Below are 13,470 nucleotides of genomic sequence, written 5' to 3'. Positions count from 1 at the left end.
GGAGTATCGGGATCACCGTCGGGGTATGTCAATAACTTACGTCTGGATGTGTGACATGTAATTTAATGACATACGGGGCACGGGCAGGCCGGGGCGCATGACGGACCGGAACCTTCCGGCCTGCTGCCACGTAGGGGACTCGCGAGCGGCTCGTGCGCCGGCGGAGGTGCTACGGGCGACGCCGCCGGCGCCGCTGCACGGCGGTGTAGGTCTCCTGGAGGGCCGACGCCGCGGCGTCGTAGGAGCGTTGCGCCACGGCGACGAACAGGCAGTCGACCAGCGCCAGCTGGGCGATCCGGCTGACCGTGGCGCCCGAACGGAACGGTGTCTCGCGGGCGGAGGTGGTCAGGACGAGGTCGGCCGCCTCCGCCAGGGCGGACCGGGGGAAGTTGGTGAGTGCGACGGTGGTGGCTCCCCGAGCGGCGGCCGCGGCCAGCGGCTCGACGGTGTCCTCCGTCTCCCCCGAGTGGGAGATGCCGATCGCCACGTCGCCGGGACCCAGCAGCGCGGTCGCCGTCAGGGCGGCGTGGACGTCCGTCCACACGAACGCGATGTGGCCGACGCGATGCAGCTTCTGGTGCAGGTCCTGGCCGACGAAGGCGCTGGCGCCGACGCCGAAGATGTCGATGCGCCGGGCCGCGGTGATGGCGTCGACGGCCCGGCCGAGGACCGCCGGGTCCACACTGCGGGCGGTCTCGTCGAGCGCGCGGACCTCGTTGTAGATGATCTTCTTGACGATCTGTTCCAGGGTGTCGGACGGATCGATGTCGGTCCCCAGCGCCGACCGCTCCCCGCCGACCGCCCGCTCGTGCGCGACCGCGGCGGCCAGGGCGAGCCGCAGCTGGGGGTAGCTGCCGAAGCCGAGCGTCCGGCAGAAGCGCAGCACGGTGGCGGGTGACGTGGCGGCTCGTTCGGCGAGCACGCCGATCGAGAGTTCCGAGCTTCCGGCCGGATCCGCGATCACGGCGTCGGCCACCCGCCGCTCCGAGGGCGGCAGCGTGGGCCGGCCGGCGCGGATACGGGTGAGGGCGTCTGCTCCACTCGCGCCGGCGGGGCCGCGCTCCGGCGTGGGGGGCTCGTCCCGGCGACTCATCGGCTTCCTCCTGCACCGGACGACGGGGGCGTACGCACCGTGACAAGCAGTTAATCACAACACAGGGTCACGTCGGTGCCGGGCGGGGGCACCTGAGTGGGCCTGGTCATTCCCGCGCACGCCGGTACGGGGACGTGACGTCGCTGGTCCGTCCGGCGGTGTCGCCGGTCACGGCGGCTCACCGTGCGGTGCGGTGAGCCGCCGGTCGGTCAGCCGCCGAGGATCCACCACAGCCCGTTGCCGCCGAGGAGTGTGCTGTTGCCCTGGGTGAAGCCGAACATGTTCGGTGTGAAGGCGTAGCTGCCCCTGCCGGTCGGGCGGGAGGTACCGCCGGGGAGCACGAACACCGCGCCGGTGTAGTGGTTCTCGCAGGCGGCGCCGACGAGCAGTTCCGGCATGCCGTCCCGGTCGACATCTCCGGCGGAGACCGTGGTGCCGAAGCAGTCGCGGTGTTCGGAGATGCTCGGGACACCGGGGGTCTCCTGGTGGAAGGAGTACGCCCCCGCGCCGAGCCCGCCCGCCGCACGGCCGGGGATCACCGTGACCATGCCTGCCCTCCTGACGCTGCCGACGGCCTCGTTCGGAGCGCCGACCACGATGTCCGCGAGCCCGTCACGATCGAGGTCGGCCACCGTGACCCCGGCGCCGAAGGTGTCACCGCGCTCGCTCGAACCGGGCACGCCCTCGGTCCCCTGCGTGATCTCCTCGGGCTGCGCGTCGGTGGCGATGCCGTCCGCCGACCCTCGCCAGAGCAGCACACGACCGCCCAACTGGCCGTCGCAACAGCGTGTCGCCTCCTGGGGGTCACCGACCACGAGGTCGGCGTACCCGTCACCGTTGACGTCACCGGTGGCGGCGATGAGACCGTTGCCGTTCTCCAGCCCTTCCGGCCAGGGCTGTCCGCCCGTCGGGTTCACCCTGACCTGGCTGCCCGACAGGTCGTCGCGGTAGCCCGCCAGGGCCACCTGGTCGGGGATGCCGTTGCGGTCCAGGTCGCCGAGTGCCACCGACCCCACGGCGTCGTCCTCCGCGCTCCGCACCGCGGAGCCGAACGCGCCGGCGCGGGTGAACGGGCCCTTGAAGGCGACGGTCACCCTGGTCCCACCGACCAGGACCTGGGTCCTGGCGCCCGCCCCCAGGCTGACCGCGGCCACGTCGAGGCCGTAGTCCTGGTTGGCGGAGGGGGACGGCGGTGGCAGCACCGTGCCCCGGCCCAGTCCGTCCCTGCCGCCCCACAGCACCATCACCACACCTGAGTTGACGCCGTACGCGGTGTCCTCGTAGGGCGAGCCGACCACCAGGTCGGCGTATCCGTCCCGGTTCAGGTCGGCCGTGGCCGTGGAGGCGCCGAAGCGGTCGTACGGCTCGACCGAACCCGGCACACCGAACGTGTTCTGAGTGATCGTCTTCCGCCGGCTCGCCGAGAGCCCGGAGGACGAGCCGTACAGCACCACGACGGCGCCCGCGGCCTCCCTGCCCGAGACGTTCGCGCCCGGTGCCGGCAGCACCGCGTCACGGTAACCGTCTCCGTTGAAGTCACCGGGTGCCGCAGCGTGCACTGCGGCGGCCGGAGCGGCGGGTGACAGCGATCCCGCGATCAATCCGACAGCCACCACCGCGGCCGTCCCCCATCTGCCCATCTGCGTGTCCCCTTCCCCGAGGCGCGGCCACAGGACTCGCGCCGACAGCACGGGGCGCAACGTGGTCCAGCCCCATGACACCCACCGGACATCGTGCGGCAACCCGCTCGACACAGTGAGGACTCGTGGCCGCGGGGGAAGGTTGTGGTGCTGCGGGCGCACTCGACGTCCAGCACGAGAACCCGGACATCCGGCGGAAGGCGGCGGCCGGTCCTGTACGGGAACCCGACCGGGTCAGTTCCGCAGTGACGACAGCGCTGCGGCCACGCGCTCGGAGATCTCCGGCGGGGTCGAGGCGTGCGGGGAGAGCCTCAGCGAGTCGGCCCGCGCCGTCGCGGTGACCCCTTCGGCCTGCAACGCCTTGGCGACGAGGAGGGGGTCCTGGTCCGGCAACCCGAAGGAGAGGATGCCCCCGCGCCGTGCCGGATCGGCCGGGGACAGGACGCGGCCGCCGGACCGCTCGACGACTTCGCCGAGTTCGGTGACCCGCGCTTCGATCGCGCTCTCGATCGCCGCGACGGTATGCCGCTCCACGAGGTCCAACGCGGCGGCGAAGGCTGCTGCCGCCACCGGGCTGAGATGGGTGATCGACCATCGCCGGGCGTCGGGGGCGGGCTGATGTTCCGTACCGTCGAAGAGGCCGGCGTCCTCGACCCCCGTCCAGCCGGTGAGGACAGGCTCCAGGGTGCCGAGCGCCCGGTCGGACAGGGCGGCGAAACCCGTGGACCAACCCGCCCGCAGCCACTTCTGGCCGCCCACGACCAGCACGTCCGCCGCCTCCCACGGCATGTCAGTCACGCCGAACGCCTGGATGGCGTCCACGATCAGCAGCCGCTTGTCCCCGATCACCTCGCGCAGTGCCGCTAGGTCGGCACGGAACCCGGTGCGGAAGTCCACGGCGCTGACGGACACGGCCACGGTGTCGTCGGTCAGCGCCGCGCGGACCAGGTCGGGGCCGATGCCCTCGCCGGGCGCCGGGTCGAGCCAGCGGGGCGTGACCCGGCCCAGGCTCGCGGCGCGGCGCCACGGGTACTGGTTGGAGGGGAAGTCGGTGCGCGGTGCGAGGACCACGCCCTCGCGAACGCCGAGAGCGGCATGGAAGAGGCCGGTGGACGCGTTCGGCAGGAGCACGGTGTGCTGGGGGTCGGTACCCGCCAGGCGGGCCGCGATCTCCCGTGCCGCCTGATCCGCCCGCATCAGGCCGTCCACGGTGCTGTGGTCGGCCCGCGCGGACTCGTCCATGGCACGCGCGGTAGCTGCCACGACCTCCCGCGACGGCGGACCGAACCGTGCGAAGTCCATGTAACCGGCGGGTGTGTCGAAGTGGGCTGCGTACGACGTGAGCACGGGGGCTCTTCCTTCCAGGACGGTGCGATCGAGCACGGCGCTGCGGCCGCCGATCAGGAGAGTAAGGGTAGATCCACCGGCTTTTCACCGTCTGTCGTGTGCGCGCCCCGCGGCTGTCAGCGGCGGCTACGGGCGCAGCAGGCTCGTGAGTTCGCGGCGACTACGAACTCCGGTCTTCGCGAAGACGTTGGTGAAGCGATCCTGCACCGTCCAGGGGGAGATCATCAGCTCGGCCGCCGTCTGTGCCGTGGAACGGCCCGCGAGCATCCTGTCGACGACGTCGCGCTCCCCGGCCGACAACCCGTACCGTGCGGCCCAGGCTTCCGGCGACGTCGGGGGCTCGACGGGGTTCAGGATGAGCGCGACGTGCCCGGCGCCGTGGTCCGATGTGGTCGTGCTCGCGTGCAGCGAGAACCAGTGGGCCGTCCTCGCGCGCACACGGGCAGCGACGGGCACGTCGGGGTTGCCGGGGCCGGGTCGCGAGGAACGGATCCGGGCACAGACGGCCATCATCACCGCGATCTCCGGTGTCTGCCCGTCCGGTTCATCCGGGTCTCGCAGATCGGCCAGTATCTTGTCCGCCAGGGTCGTCGACTCGACGATGCGATTGCTGTCGTCGAGCATGACGAGCGCAGGTTCCTGATGGCCTTTCGTAGGCGCTGATGACGTGAGGACCGCGTTGCGGATGCCGACCGCCAGTCGTTGGGACACTTCAGCGACCGAACCGATCTCGTCCTTGTCGAAGGCGGGCTGCTTCTGCCGACGGAACAAATGGAGAAAACCCCAGACCCGGCCGTCTGTCATGGCGACGGCGCGGATCTCGTCGCCCAGCCCGAGCGGACACAGCAGGTCCCGGTAGCGCGGACTGCACTCCAGGCGGCCACCGGTCGCCGCGGACAAGGAACTGGCCGGCACCGGGCCGTCCGCCAGTGAGCGAAGCTTCAGAAAATCCCGCTGCCCGAATTCGTTGAAGTGCAGCAGCGGAGCCCCGGACCGGTCGAGATTGCCCGTCGCGTAGTTGGTCGCCAGGCCTGACTCCGGGTCGATCTCGGCGAAGCAGTAGGCCTCAGCGCCTACTGCCGCGGTGATCCGGGCTGCGGACTCGTGCCGGAACAGAGACGAGTCCAGGCCTTGTGTGACCAAGCCCTGAAGGCCCCGGTGGAGCCTGGTGATGCTCACGATCGCCCTCGCCTGATGCAACAGACCGCTGGTCCGGAGCCTTGATCATGTACGCCGTGCAGCGTCAGGTCCCCAGCTTACTGGGTGGTCGGTGCACAAGGACGCGACCTACGCTGATCAGGAAAGCCGGTCGGAACAGGATTTCAGGAATTCCCGGGGACGTATTTTCGTCGAAGGTGCATTGCGAGGAGAATTCGATGCAGGAATTCGATTACGTCTTGGTGGGTGCGGGTTCTGCGGGGTGCGTCGTCGCTGCGCGACTGCTGCAGGAGACCGACGCACGCGTGCTTGTTCTCGAAGCGGGTGACGGGCGTACGATGCCGCGAGCCTCGTACGCCCCGAGCAGTGGGTGACCAATTTCGGTTCGGTGTTCGACTGGGACTACCGCTACGCCCCGAATCCGCACACCGGCAACCGCACCATGCCGATGGCGAGAGGCAAGGTCGTCGGCGGATCGGGCGCTGTCAACGCACTCGTGTGGGTCCGGGGCCACTCCTCCGACTACGACGGCTGGGCAGCGGCCGGCAATCAGGGATGGGACTACGCATCCGTCCTCCCCCACTTCAAACAGGCTGAGGACTGGGAGGATGGTCGGAGCGCCTTTCGTCGCGCCGGCGGGCCGATACGGGTGGAGCGAGCAAAAGACCTCCACCCTGTGGCGCAGGCACTGATCGACAGTGGTCTTTCCTACGGCATGCCCTACCTCGACGACATCAATACGCCCGAGCCCCTCGGTGTCGGTCCGGTCAGCATGAACATCCGCGACGGAAAACGATGGAATTCCTGGCACGGATACCTCAAGCCGCTCCTCGGTGTTCCACGACTCACCCTCGTGACAAGTGCGCACGTGCGAAGACTGACGATGTCCGGAAGCCGCTGTACCGGCGTCGAGTTCGCACACAACGGTCAAGTCCGCCGAGTCCGTGTCTCCGGCGAGGTAGTGCTGTCCGCGGGTGCCGTGGACAGTCCCCGGTTGCTCATGCTGTCCGGGATCGGGCCGGCCGACGACCTGCGGCGGCTCGACATCGAGACGGTCACCGATCTGCCCGGCGTAGGGCGGAACCTGCAAGAGCATCCCCTGGTCGCGGGGTTGTGCTTCCAGCCCCGGCAGACCCTGCCTCCCTTCAACAACAACCTGGAGGGCAGCACCTTCTTCTGGAAGAGCGGCTCCGGCCTTCCGTCGTGCGATCTGATGTTCGTCGCGATCCAGATTCCCTACGTCTCCCTCGCGGTCAGCAGGGCATGTCCTCCGCCGCCCGACGCCTTCTCCATCCTTCCAGGACTGATGCGCGTCGAGAGCCGCGGCCATCTCCGGCTCCTCTCCGCCGACCCTTGCGGAGATCTGGAGATTCAGCCGAACCTGCTCACGGAACAGGCCGACGTCGAAGCCTTGTCGGCCGGTGTCGAGTTGGGGATGGACATCGCCGCGCAGCCTCCCTACCGGAAGCTCATCCGGCGTCGTGTCGCACCGCACCGGCCCATGAACCGGAGGCGGACACGGGCGTTCCTCCGTGCGGCGACCATGCCGTACCAGCACGCGGTCGGCACCTGCGCCATGGGAACGGGATCAGAGGCTGTCGTCGACTCCAGGCTCCGCGTGCACGGGATCGACGGTTTGCGGGTTGCCGACGCCTCGATCATGCCTTCCATCACTTCCGCCAATACGAACGCGCCCTCGGTGATGATCGGCGAAGTCGCGGCTCGGCTCCTCACGGCGTGCTCGTCGGCAACTCCCCCGAAGGCGCACGCGCATCACTGCGCATGACGCAGGACAGGCACATGACGCACGACAGGCAAGGGACGAGGTCTGTGATGTCGGACGTACTGGTGCTGGGCGGTGGCCCGGCGGGACTGTTGACGGCCGTCATGCTCGCGGCGGAGGGCCGAGGGGTGACGGTGCTCGAAAGTGATCCTCCGCCGCCGAGGCGGGACGGCGCCGCGCTCTACGGCGGTTGGAAGCGTCCCGGCGTCCGCCAGTTCCTCCAGGCGCATCTCCTCCTGCCCGGGGGGTTTCGCGTGCTCATGGCTGAGCGCCCGGCGGTGGTTGACCGCATGCTCGACCTGGGCGCGCTCCGACACAACATCATCGCCGGGGCCTGGCACGTCGGGGCCACGGGCGGCCCTCAGCCGGGCGACGACCGGTTCGAGACCGTGGCCGCTCGGCGGCCCGTACTGGAGGCGGCCCTGCTGGCCGAAGCCGAGCACACCCCCGGCGTCACCGTACGGCGCGGGGTGAAGGTCACCGGGCTGCGGACGAAACAGGCCCGGACCGACCGGTGCCGGCACGTGACGGGGGTGTTGTGCGAGGGGAGCGAGCAACTCGACTCGGACCTCGTCGTCGACGCCTCCGGCCGCCGGGCAAGTGGAGCGGCCATGCTGAGCGATCTGGGGCTCGCACCTCACGAGCAGCGGGCGGACTCAGGTTTCCGCTACTACACCCGGTTCTTCCGCTCCGGCGACGGCCTGGCTCAACCACCGCCACCGTGGGTGGGCTTCCAGCATGACAGCGTCGCCATCCTCATCCTGCCCGGCGACCATGGCACCTGGTCGGTCACGATCGCGACATCCGACCGCGACCAGGAACTGCGTCGCCTGAGCAACAAGGACACCTGGCACCGGGCAATGCGGCTGTACCCGACCGAGTCGCCCTGGGCCGAGGGTGAGCCCGTCACCGAGGTGATCGCGACCGGCGGCGTACGCAGCGCTCACCGTCGGCTCGTCGTGGACGACGCGCCCGTGGTCACCGGGCTGGTGGCGGTCGGCGACGCCTGGGCCACCACCAACCCCCTCTTCGGGGCCGGCATGACCACGGCCTTCCGGCACGCGGCACTGCTGCGCGACACCCTGCGTCGTGTCGGCTCCGTCGACGCGACGGCCTGGTCGGTGGCGTTCGCGGCCGCCACCGAGCACCACCTGCTGCCGCTCTGGCACGGGCTCGACGGCTGGGACCGGCACCGCCTCGCCGAGATCGACCACGAGATGAAGGGCGAACGCTACGCAGCGGACGACCCCGCCTGGCAGCGGCGCATCGCCCTCGAAGCGGCACGCTTCCAGGACCCCGAGATCATGCGGGCCCTGGCCGAGATGACAGCACTGCTGGCCGGCCCGGAGGTGCTGACGACACCGCGCCTCAAGGGACGGGTGGCCGCGCTGAGCACGAATGCTCCGCGCTACCCCACACCGGGTCCGTCACGCCGCGAACTGCTCTCCGCACTGGCCGATGCCTGAGGCACAGCGGCCGCCCGCGGTCAAGGCACAGCGCACGGGGCCCCACCGTCGCCCGCTGCTTCGACGCCTTGCTCGCTGCGGGGTGTGGCGCTCACAACCTGCGTCGGCACCGGCGGTGCTGCCGCCGGTCCGGCTTGGCTTCAGTGCCCGATCGCCAAGGCCGCGCCGACGAACCCCCGTACGGTCTCCAGCGCCTCGGCCCGGTCCGCCGGGACGAGTCCGATACGGGTGCGCCGGTCGAGCAGGTCGGCCTCGTCCAAGGCGCCCTCGTGGCGCAGTGCCCACAGGAGTTCGGCGCCCGTGATGGGGTGGCCCGGCAGGACCGGCTCGCCGAGCCGTGGATCGTCCACGGCCAGGGCCCGCACCGCCGGTGCCTCGGTGCCGTAGCGCTGGACCAGGCGGCGGGGCGCGCGCAGCTCGGCGAGCGTGCGGGGCGCGGCGGCTCCCACGAGCGGGAGCGCGGCGGTCGGGGAGGGGCCGACGGCGAGGCCGCGGGCGGCGACCGCGGCGTTCACGGCGTCCTCGGCCATGCGACGGTACGTGGTGAGCTTGCCGCCGACGATGCTGACCACACCGTCCGACGAGGTCAGTACCGCGTGCCGGCGGGAGATGTCCGCCGTGCGTGAGGCTGCGCCGGGCGCCGACGTGTCCAGCAGGGGGCGCAGCCCGGCGAAGGCGCCGACGACGTCGTCCCGTCCGACGGGGGTCTCCAGCACCGAGCCGAGCACGTCGAGCAGGAAGCCGATGTCGGTCTCGGGTACCTCGGGGACGTCGGGGAGGGGGCCGTCCAGAGGTTCGTCGGTGAGGCCGACGTAGACCCGGCCGTCGTCCTGGGGCAGGACGAGGACGAAGCGGTTCGTCTCCCCGGGGATCGGGATGTGCAGGCCGGCGGGGAGTGGCCCGATGTGCTCGGAGCGCAGGACGAGGTGGGTGCCTCGCGAGGGGCGGATGCGGAGGCCGTCCACCAGGTCGCCGGCCCACACTCCGGAGGCGTTGATCACCGCGCGGGCGCGGATCTCGCCCTCCTCGCCGGTGAGTTCGTCGCGGATCCGGGCGCCGGACGCGGTCAGTTCCAGGGCCCGGACGCGGGTCAGGACGCGGGCGCCGTACGCGGCGGCGGTGCGGGCCAGCGCGGTCACCAGGCGGGCGTCGTCCGTGAGCTTTCCGTCCCAGGACAGCAGACCGCCGCGCAGCCCGTCGGGGCGCAGGGCCGGGGCCATGTGGCGGGTCTCCACCGTGGTGAGCCGACGCGGGGCGGGCAGCGTGGCGCGGGCTGTGCGGGCGGTCAGGCGCAGGCCGTCGCCTGCCCGGAGCCCGGCCCACGTCAGGGCGGCCTGCCCCCGGGAGACGAGCGCGGTCAAGGGCAGCACGAACGGCTGGGCGCGCACCAGATGTGGCGCCGTACGCTCCATCAGCACGCCTCGCTCGACCGCGCTCTCGTGGGCCACGTCGAGCTGCCCGGAGGCCAGGTAGCGCAGCCCGCCGTGAATGAGCTTGGAGCTCCAGCGCGACGTACCGAACGCCAGGTCGTGGGCATCGACGGCGACGACGTCCAGGCCACGGGCCGCGGCGTCGAGGGCCGCTCCTGCGCCGGTCGCGCCGAGGCCGACGACCAGCACGTCCACGACGCGGCCGTCGGTGGCCTCGGCCAGGTCACGGATGCGCCGCGGGGCGGACAGGGAGCTGCCGGCGGCGGGGCTGCTGGTCGGGCTCATGGGGTGAGGGTCCTCTCCAGAACGGTGCGCAGTTCGGCCAGGAAAGCCGCGGTGGTCAGATCGGCGTCGTCCTCGTCGGTCATGGTGCGCAGCGACAGCGCGAAGGACTGCAGGATCAGCAGGACGGACCGCGCCTGGCGTTCGGCGTGGGCCTCGCGCACCGAGCCGTCTACGTGTCCCTTGCGCAGCGCGTCGGCGAGCAGTTCCAGCAGTGCCTCCTGGCTCGCGCCGCGCCGGTCCAGCATGTAGGGCAGGAGGAGTTCGGGATCCACGTCGACGATCTTCTGGAAGAGCGGGTGGGCCCTGAACGCCTTCACCCCTGCCACCAGGCCGTCGACCAGTGGCGCGCGCGTGCCCGCCTCCGGCCCGCTCTCGGGCATGGCGTCCATCGCCACGGCGATCCACTCCCGCGTCATCAGATCGCCGACGAGGGTGCGGACGTCGGGCCAGCGCCGGTAGAGCGTCATCCGGGAGACGCCGGCGCGGCGGGCCACGTCGGTCATGGTCGTGCGGCGAACGCCGACCGCGAGGACACAGTCCCGCACGGCGTCGAGCACCACGTCGCTGTCGGAGGAGTTCTGCGGAACCGATCTGTTGTGACGAATTGGCGCCATGTGTAACAGTGTAACGCCCGGACCCGCTCCGGCGGCACACCCTCGGAACTGTGTGAGGACGACAGGCATGGACATGCTGTGGAACGGCTGGGGCGACCCGGCGAGGGCGACGCCGCTGCCCGACAACGTGACCGGGCTGCTGCGCGACTGGCTCGGCGTCACACCTCACCCCGTCGCCTCGGCATCGCTGGAGGAGGTCAAGATCGCCGCGCCCGCCCTGGACGGGGCCGCCCACCAGGCGCTGCTCTCCGCGGTCGGCGACCGGGCGGACCGGGTCCGCACGGACACGGAGACCCGCCTGAGGCACACCCGCGGCAAGTCCACCCCGGATCTGCTGCGCATCCGCACCGGCGACACCGCCGACGCGCCGGCCGCCGTCGTCCTCCCGCAGAGCCACGACGAGGTGCTCGCCGTGCTCCGAGCGTGCGCGCGACACAGCCTGACCCTCGTCCCGTTCGGCGGCGGCACCTCGGTCGTCGGCGGACTCGTCCCCGGCGGCCGGACCCCCTTCGTCGCCCTGGACCTGCGGCACATGAACCGCCTGCTCGACCTCGACACGGTCTCCCGCACCGCCACGCTCGAACCGGGACTGCGCGCCCCCGAGGCAGAGGCGCTGCTCGCCGGACACGGCTTCACCCTCGGCCACTTCCCCCAGTCCTACGAGTGGGCCACCATCGGCGGCTACGCCGCGACCCGCTCCAGCGGACAGGCCTCGGCCGGCTACGGCCGATTCGACGAGATGGTCCTGGGCCTCACCCTCGCCACGCCCGAAGGCACTCTGGACACCGGCCGGGCCCCGCGCTCGGCCGCCGGCCCCGACCTGCGCCAGCTGCTGCTGGGCTCGGAGGGCGCCTTCGGCGTCATCACCTCCGTCACCGTCCGCGTCCGGCCCGTCCCGCAGACACGCCGCTACGAGGGCTGGCGCTTCGCCTCCTTCGACGCGGGTACCGCCGCACTGCGCCGGCTCGCCCAGGACGGGCCGCGCCCCACCGTCCTGCGACTGTCCGACGAGACCGAGACGCTGATCGGCCTCGCCCAGCCGGATGCCATCGGCTCGGCCGTCGCACAGCAGAGCGCCGGGTGTCTGGCCGTGGTCGGGTTCGAGGGCACCGAGGACGACACCGCGCGGCGCCGGGCGGGTGCCGCGGCCGTCCTCGCCGAGTGCGGCGGTACCTTCGCGGGCGCGGAACCGGGCGAGCGCTGGGCGCACGGCCGCTACTCGGCGCCGTACCTGCGTGACGCGCTCCTCGAAGCGGGCGCGTTCGCCGAGACGTTGGAGACCGCCGCCTACTGGTCACGGCTGCCCGATCTGTACGCCGCCGTCCGCGACGCGCTCACCGGCACGCTCACCGAGGGCGGCGCCCCTCCGCTGGTCATGTGCCACGTCTCGCACGTCTACGAGAACGGCGCCTCCCTGTACTTCACCGTCGTCTCCGCGCAGGGCGACGACCCGGTGGCGCACTGGGCGCGCGCCAAGCACGCCGCGAACGATGCGATCCTCGACGTGGGCGGCACCATCACGCACCACCACGGCGTGGGCACCGACCACCGCGACTGGTACGTACGGGAGGCCGGAGACCTGGGTATCGCGGCGCTGCGGGCGGTCAAGCAACGGCTGGACCCGCGTAGCCTGCTCAACCCGGGCGTCCTGCTGCCCGCGGACTGAGTCCGGCCGCACTCCTTCGCTCCAGACCGTCCCCCCGTCGGACAACAGCCCGGCACCAGCCCGGTACCACCGTCAGCCCGGAGGCACATCGATGCGACAGTTCACCGCCGTCGTCAACCCCACCGCGGGCGGAGCCACCGGCGCTGCGGCCCTGCTGAAGGTGGCCCGGCTGCTGCGGGAGGCGGGCGCCGAGCTGGAGACGGAGTACAGCCGCAGCCTCGCCCACGCCTGCGAACTCGCCCAACGGGCCGGGGAACGCGGGCGGGTGGTGCTCGCCGTCGGCGGCGACGGAATCACCGGGGGCATCGGCGGTGCGCTCAGCGGCACCGAGACCGTCTTCGGCGTCATCCCGGCCGGCCGCGGCAACGACTTCGCCCGGGCCCTGGGGCTGCCCGGCGACCCCGATGCCCTCGCCAAAATCCTGCTCGACGGCACACCGCGAGCCGTCGACACCATCGAGGTCACCTCGGCCGTCCACGACCGCACCGTCGTCCTCGGCAGCGTCTACGCCGGGGTGGACGCGCTCGCCAACCGCCACGCCAATCGCGCCCGGCTGCTGCGCGGCACCGCCTCCTACTACGCCGGGGCCCTGCGCGCCATCAGCACCTGGCGTCCCGCCCGCTACCGGGTCACCGTCGACGGCCAGGAACACGCGTACGCCGGCTACACCGCGGTGGCCGCCAACTCCGGCTACTACGGCTCCGCCCGCCTCATCGCCCCCGAGGCCCGGCTGGACAACGGCCTGCTGGACGTCGTGATGATCCACGACGCGCCGCGTCGGCTGTTCTTCGCCCTGATGAAGGAACTCGACACGGGCACCCACGTCAACCGGCCCCAGGTGAGCGTCGTACAGGGCAAGGAGATACGCATCGAGGCCGACAGGGAGATCCCCTACGGCGCGGACGGCGAGGTCGAGGCGGTCCTCCCGGTCACGGCCAGGGTCCAGCCGGGCGCACTGCGCGTCCTGCACTGAGGGGTACCTTGTCCC

General features: G+C 71.6%; 11 protein-coding genes. 5 read left to right on the top strand and 6 right to left on the bottom strand.

The features are described from left to right. Positions 1–169: 169 nt before the first annotated feature. From ACFV6X_RS15725 to ACFV6X_RS15710, 4 genes are all read right to left on the bottom strand, one after another. The gene (locus tag ACFV6X_RS15725) at positions 170–1,093 is read right to left on the bottom strand and encodes a MurR/RpiR family transcriptional regulator (RefSeq protein WP_385383171.1); all 924 of its coding nucleotides are present in this window, start codon (positions 1,091–1,093) and stop codon (positions 170–172) included. 209 nt (positions 1,094–1,302) lie between these two features. Beyond that, the gene (locus tag ACFV6X_RS15720; protein WP_385383168.1) at positions 1,303–2,733 is read right to left on the bottom strand and encodes an FG-GAP-like repeat-containing protein; all 1,431 of its coding nucleotides are present in this window, start codon (positions 2,731–2,733) and stop codon (positions 1,303–1,305) included. Between the two features lie 234 nt (positions 2,734–2,967). Then, positions 2,968–4,080 carry an aminotransferase class V-fold PLP-dependent enzyme gene (locus ACFV6X_RS15715; protein ID WP_385383165.1) on the bottom strand — a complete coding sequence of 371 codons (1,113 nt, stop codon included), beginning with the start codon at positions 4,078–4,080 and terminating at the stop codon, positions 2,968–2,970. Between the two features lie 126 nt (positions 4,081–4,206). Further along, positions 4,207–5,259 carry a helix-turn-helix transcriptional regulator gene (locus tag ACFV6X_RS15710; RefSeq protein ID WP_385383162.1) on the bottom strand — a complete coding sequence of 351 codons (1,053 nt, stop codon included), beginning with the start codon at positions 5,257–5,259 and terminating at the stop codon, positions 4,207–4,209. A 47-nt stretch (positions 5,260–5,306) separates the two neighbouring features. Here ACFV6X_RS15710 and ACFV6X_RS15705 point away from each other — a divergent pair, with 47 nt between their 5' ends. Genes ACFV6X_RS15705 through ACFV6X_RS15695 form a run of 3 tightly spaced genes read left to right on the top strand, consistent with a single transcriptional unit; the run spans position 5,307 to position 8,487 of the window. After that, positions 5,307–5,612 carry an NAD(P)-binding protein gene (locus ACFV6X_RS15705; protein ID WP_385383159.1) on the top strand — a complete coding sequence of 102 codons (306 nt, stop codon included), beginning with the start codon at positions 5,307–5,309 and terminating at the stop codon, positions 5,610–5,612. Further along, a complete protein-coding gene (locus ACFV6X_RS15700) occupies positions 5,609–7,024 on the top strand; it encodes a GMC family oxidoreductase (RefSeq protein WP_385383156.1) in 1,416 nt (471 codons plus the stop codon). The genes ACFV6X_RS15705 and ACFV6X_RS15700 overlap by 4 nt, the downstream gene beginning before the upstream one ends. 47 nt (positions 7,025–7,071) lie before the next feature. Continuing rightward, positions 7,072–8,487 (top strand): NAD(P)/FAD-dependent oxidoreductase, encoded by a 1,416-nt coding sequence (locus tag ACFV6X_RS15695; protein WP_385383153.1) that lies wholly within the window; start codon positions 7,072–7,074, stop codon positions 8,485–8,487. A gap of 140 nt (positions 8,488–8,627) precedes the next feature. On the opposite strand, the gene ACFV6X_RS15690 is transcribed toward ACFV6X_RS15695, so the two are convergent. Both ACFV6X_RS15690 and ACFV6X_RS15685 read right to left on the bottom strand, forming a co-directional pair. Beyond that, on the bottom strand, positions 8,628–10,202 hold the full coding sequence (locus ACFV6X_RS15690; protein ID WP_385383150.1) for a glycerol-3-phosphate dehydrogenase/oxidase: 1,575 nt from the start codon (positions 10,200–10,202) through the stop codon (positions 8,628–8,630). Next, a complete protein-coding gene (locus tag ACFV6X_RS15685) occupies positions 10,199–10,816 on the bottom strand; it encodes a TetR/AcrR family transcriptional regulator (RefSeq protein ID WP_385383147.1) in 618 nt (205 codons plus the stop codon). The genes ACFV6X_RS15690 and ACFV6X_RS15685 overlap by 4 nt, the downstream gene beginning before the upstream one ends. A 67-nt stretch (positions 10,817–10,883) precedes the next feature. Between ACFV6X_RS15685 and ACFV6X_RS15680 the strand changes: the two genes are divergently transcribed. Together ACFV6X_RS15680 and ACFV6X_RS15675 are read left to right on the top strand one after the other, a co-directional pair. Next, complete coding sequence (locus ACFV6X_RS15680) at positions 10,884–12,482, top strand: FAD-binding oxidoreductase (protein WP_385383144.1); 1,599 nt, start codon at positions 10,884–10,886, stop codon at positions 12,480–12,482. A 91-nt stretch (positions 12,483–12,573) separates the two neighbouring features. Next, positions 12,574–13,455 (top strand): YegS/Rv2252/BmrU family lipid kinase, encoded by an 882-nt coding sequence (locus tag ACFV6X_RS15675; RefSeq protein WP_385383141.1) that lies wholly within the window; start codon positions 12,574–12,576, stop codon positions 13,453–13,455. Positions 13,456–13,470 lie beyond the last annotated feature (15 nt).

This window comes from Streptomyces sp. NPDC059861 (genome assembly GCF_042731435.1).
GTDB lineage: Bacteria > Actinomycetota > Actinomycetes > Streptomycetales > Streptomycetaceae > Streptomyces.
This window is presented reverse-complemented; position numbering and strand designations above follow the sequence as displayed.

Coding starts and splice junctions, on each gene's coding strand:
- ACFV6X_RS15685 (WP_385383147.1), bottom strand. CDS start 10,816: ATGGCGCCAATTCGTCACAACAGATCGGTTCCGCAGAACTCCTCCGAC.
- ACFV6X_RS15680 (WP_385383144.1), top strand. CDS start 10,884: ATGGACATGCTGTGGAACGGCTGGGGCGACCCGGCGAGGGCGACGCCG.
- ACFV6X_RS15725 (WP_385383171.1), bottom strand. CDS start 1,093: ATGAGTCGCCGGGACGAGCCCCCCACGCCGGAGCGCGGCCCCGCCGGC.
- ACFV6X_RS15695 (WP_385383153.1), top strand. CDS start 7,072: ATGTCGGACGTACTGGTGCTGGGCGGTGGCCCGGCGGGACTGTTGACG.
- ACFV6X_RS15705 (WP_385383159.1), top strand. CDS start 5,307: ATGTACGCCGTGCAGCGTCAGGTCCCCAGCTTACTGGGTGGTCGGTGC.
- ACFV6X_RS15675 (WP_385383141.1), top strand. CDS start 12,574: ATGCGACAGTTCACCGCCGTCGTCAACCCCACCGCGGGCGGAGCCACC.
- ACFV6X_RS15720 (WP_385383168.1), bottom strand. CDS start 2,733: ATGGGCAGATGGGGGACGGCCGCGGTGGTGGCTGTCGGATTGATCGCG.
- ACFV6X_RS15690 (WP_385383150.1), bottom strand. CDS start 10,202: ATGAGCCCGACCAGCAGCCCCGCCGCCGGCAGCTCCCTGTCCGCCCCG.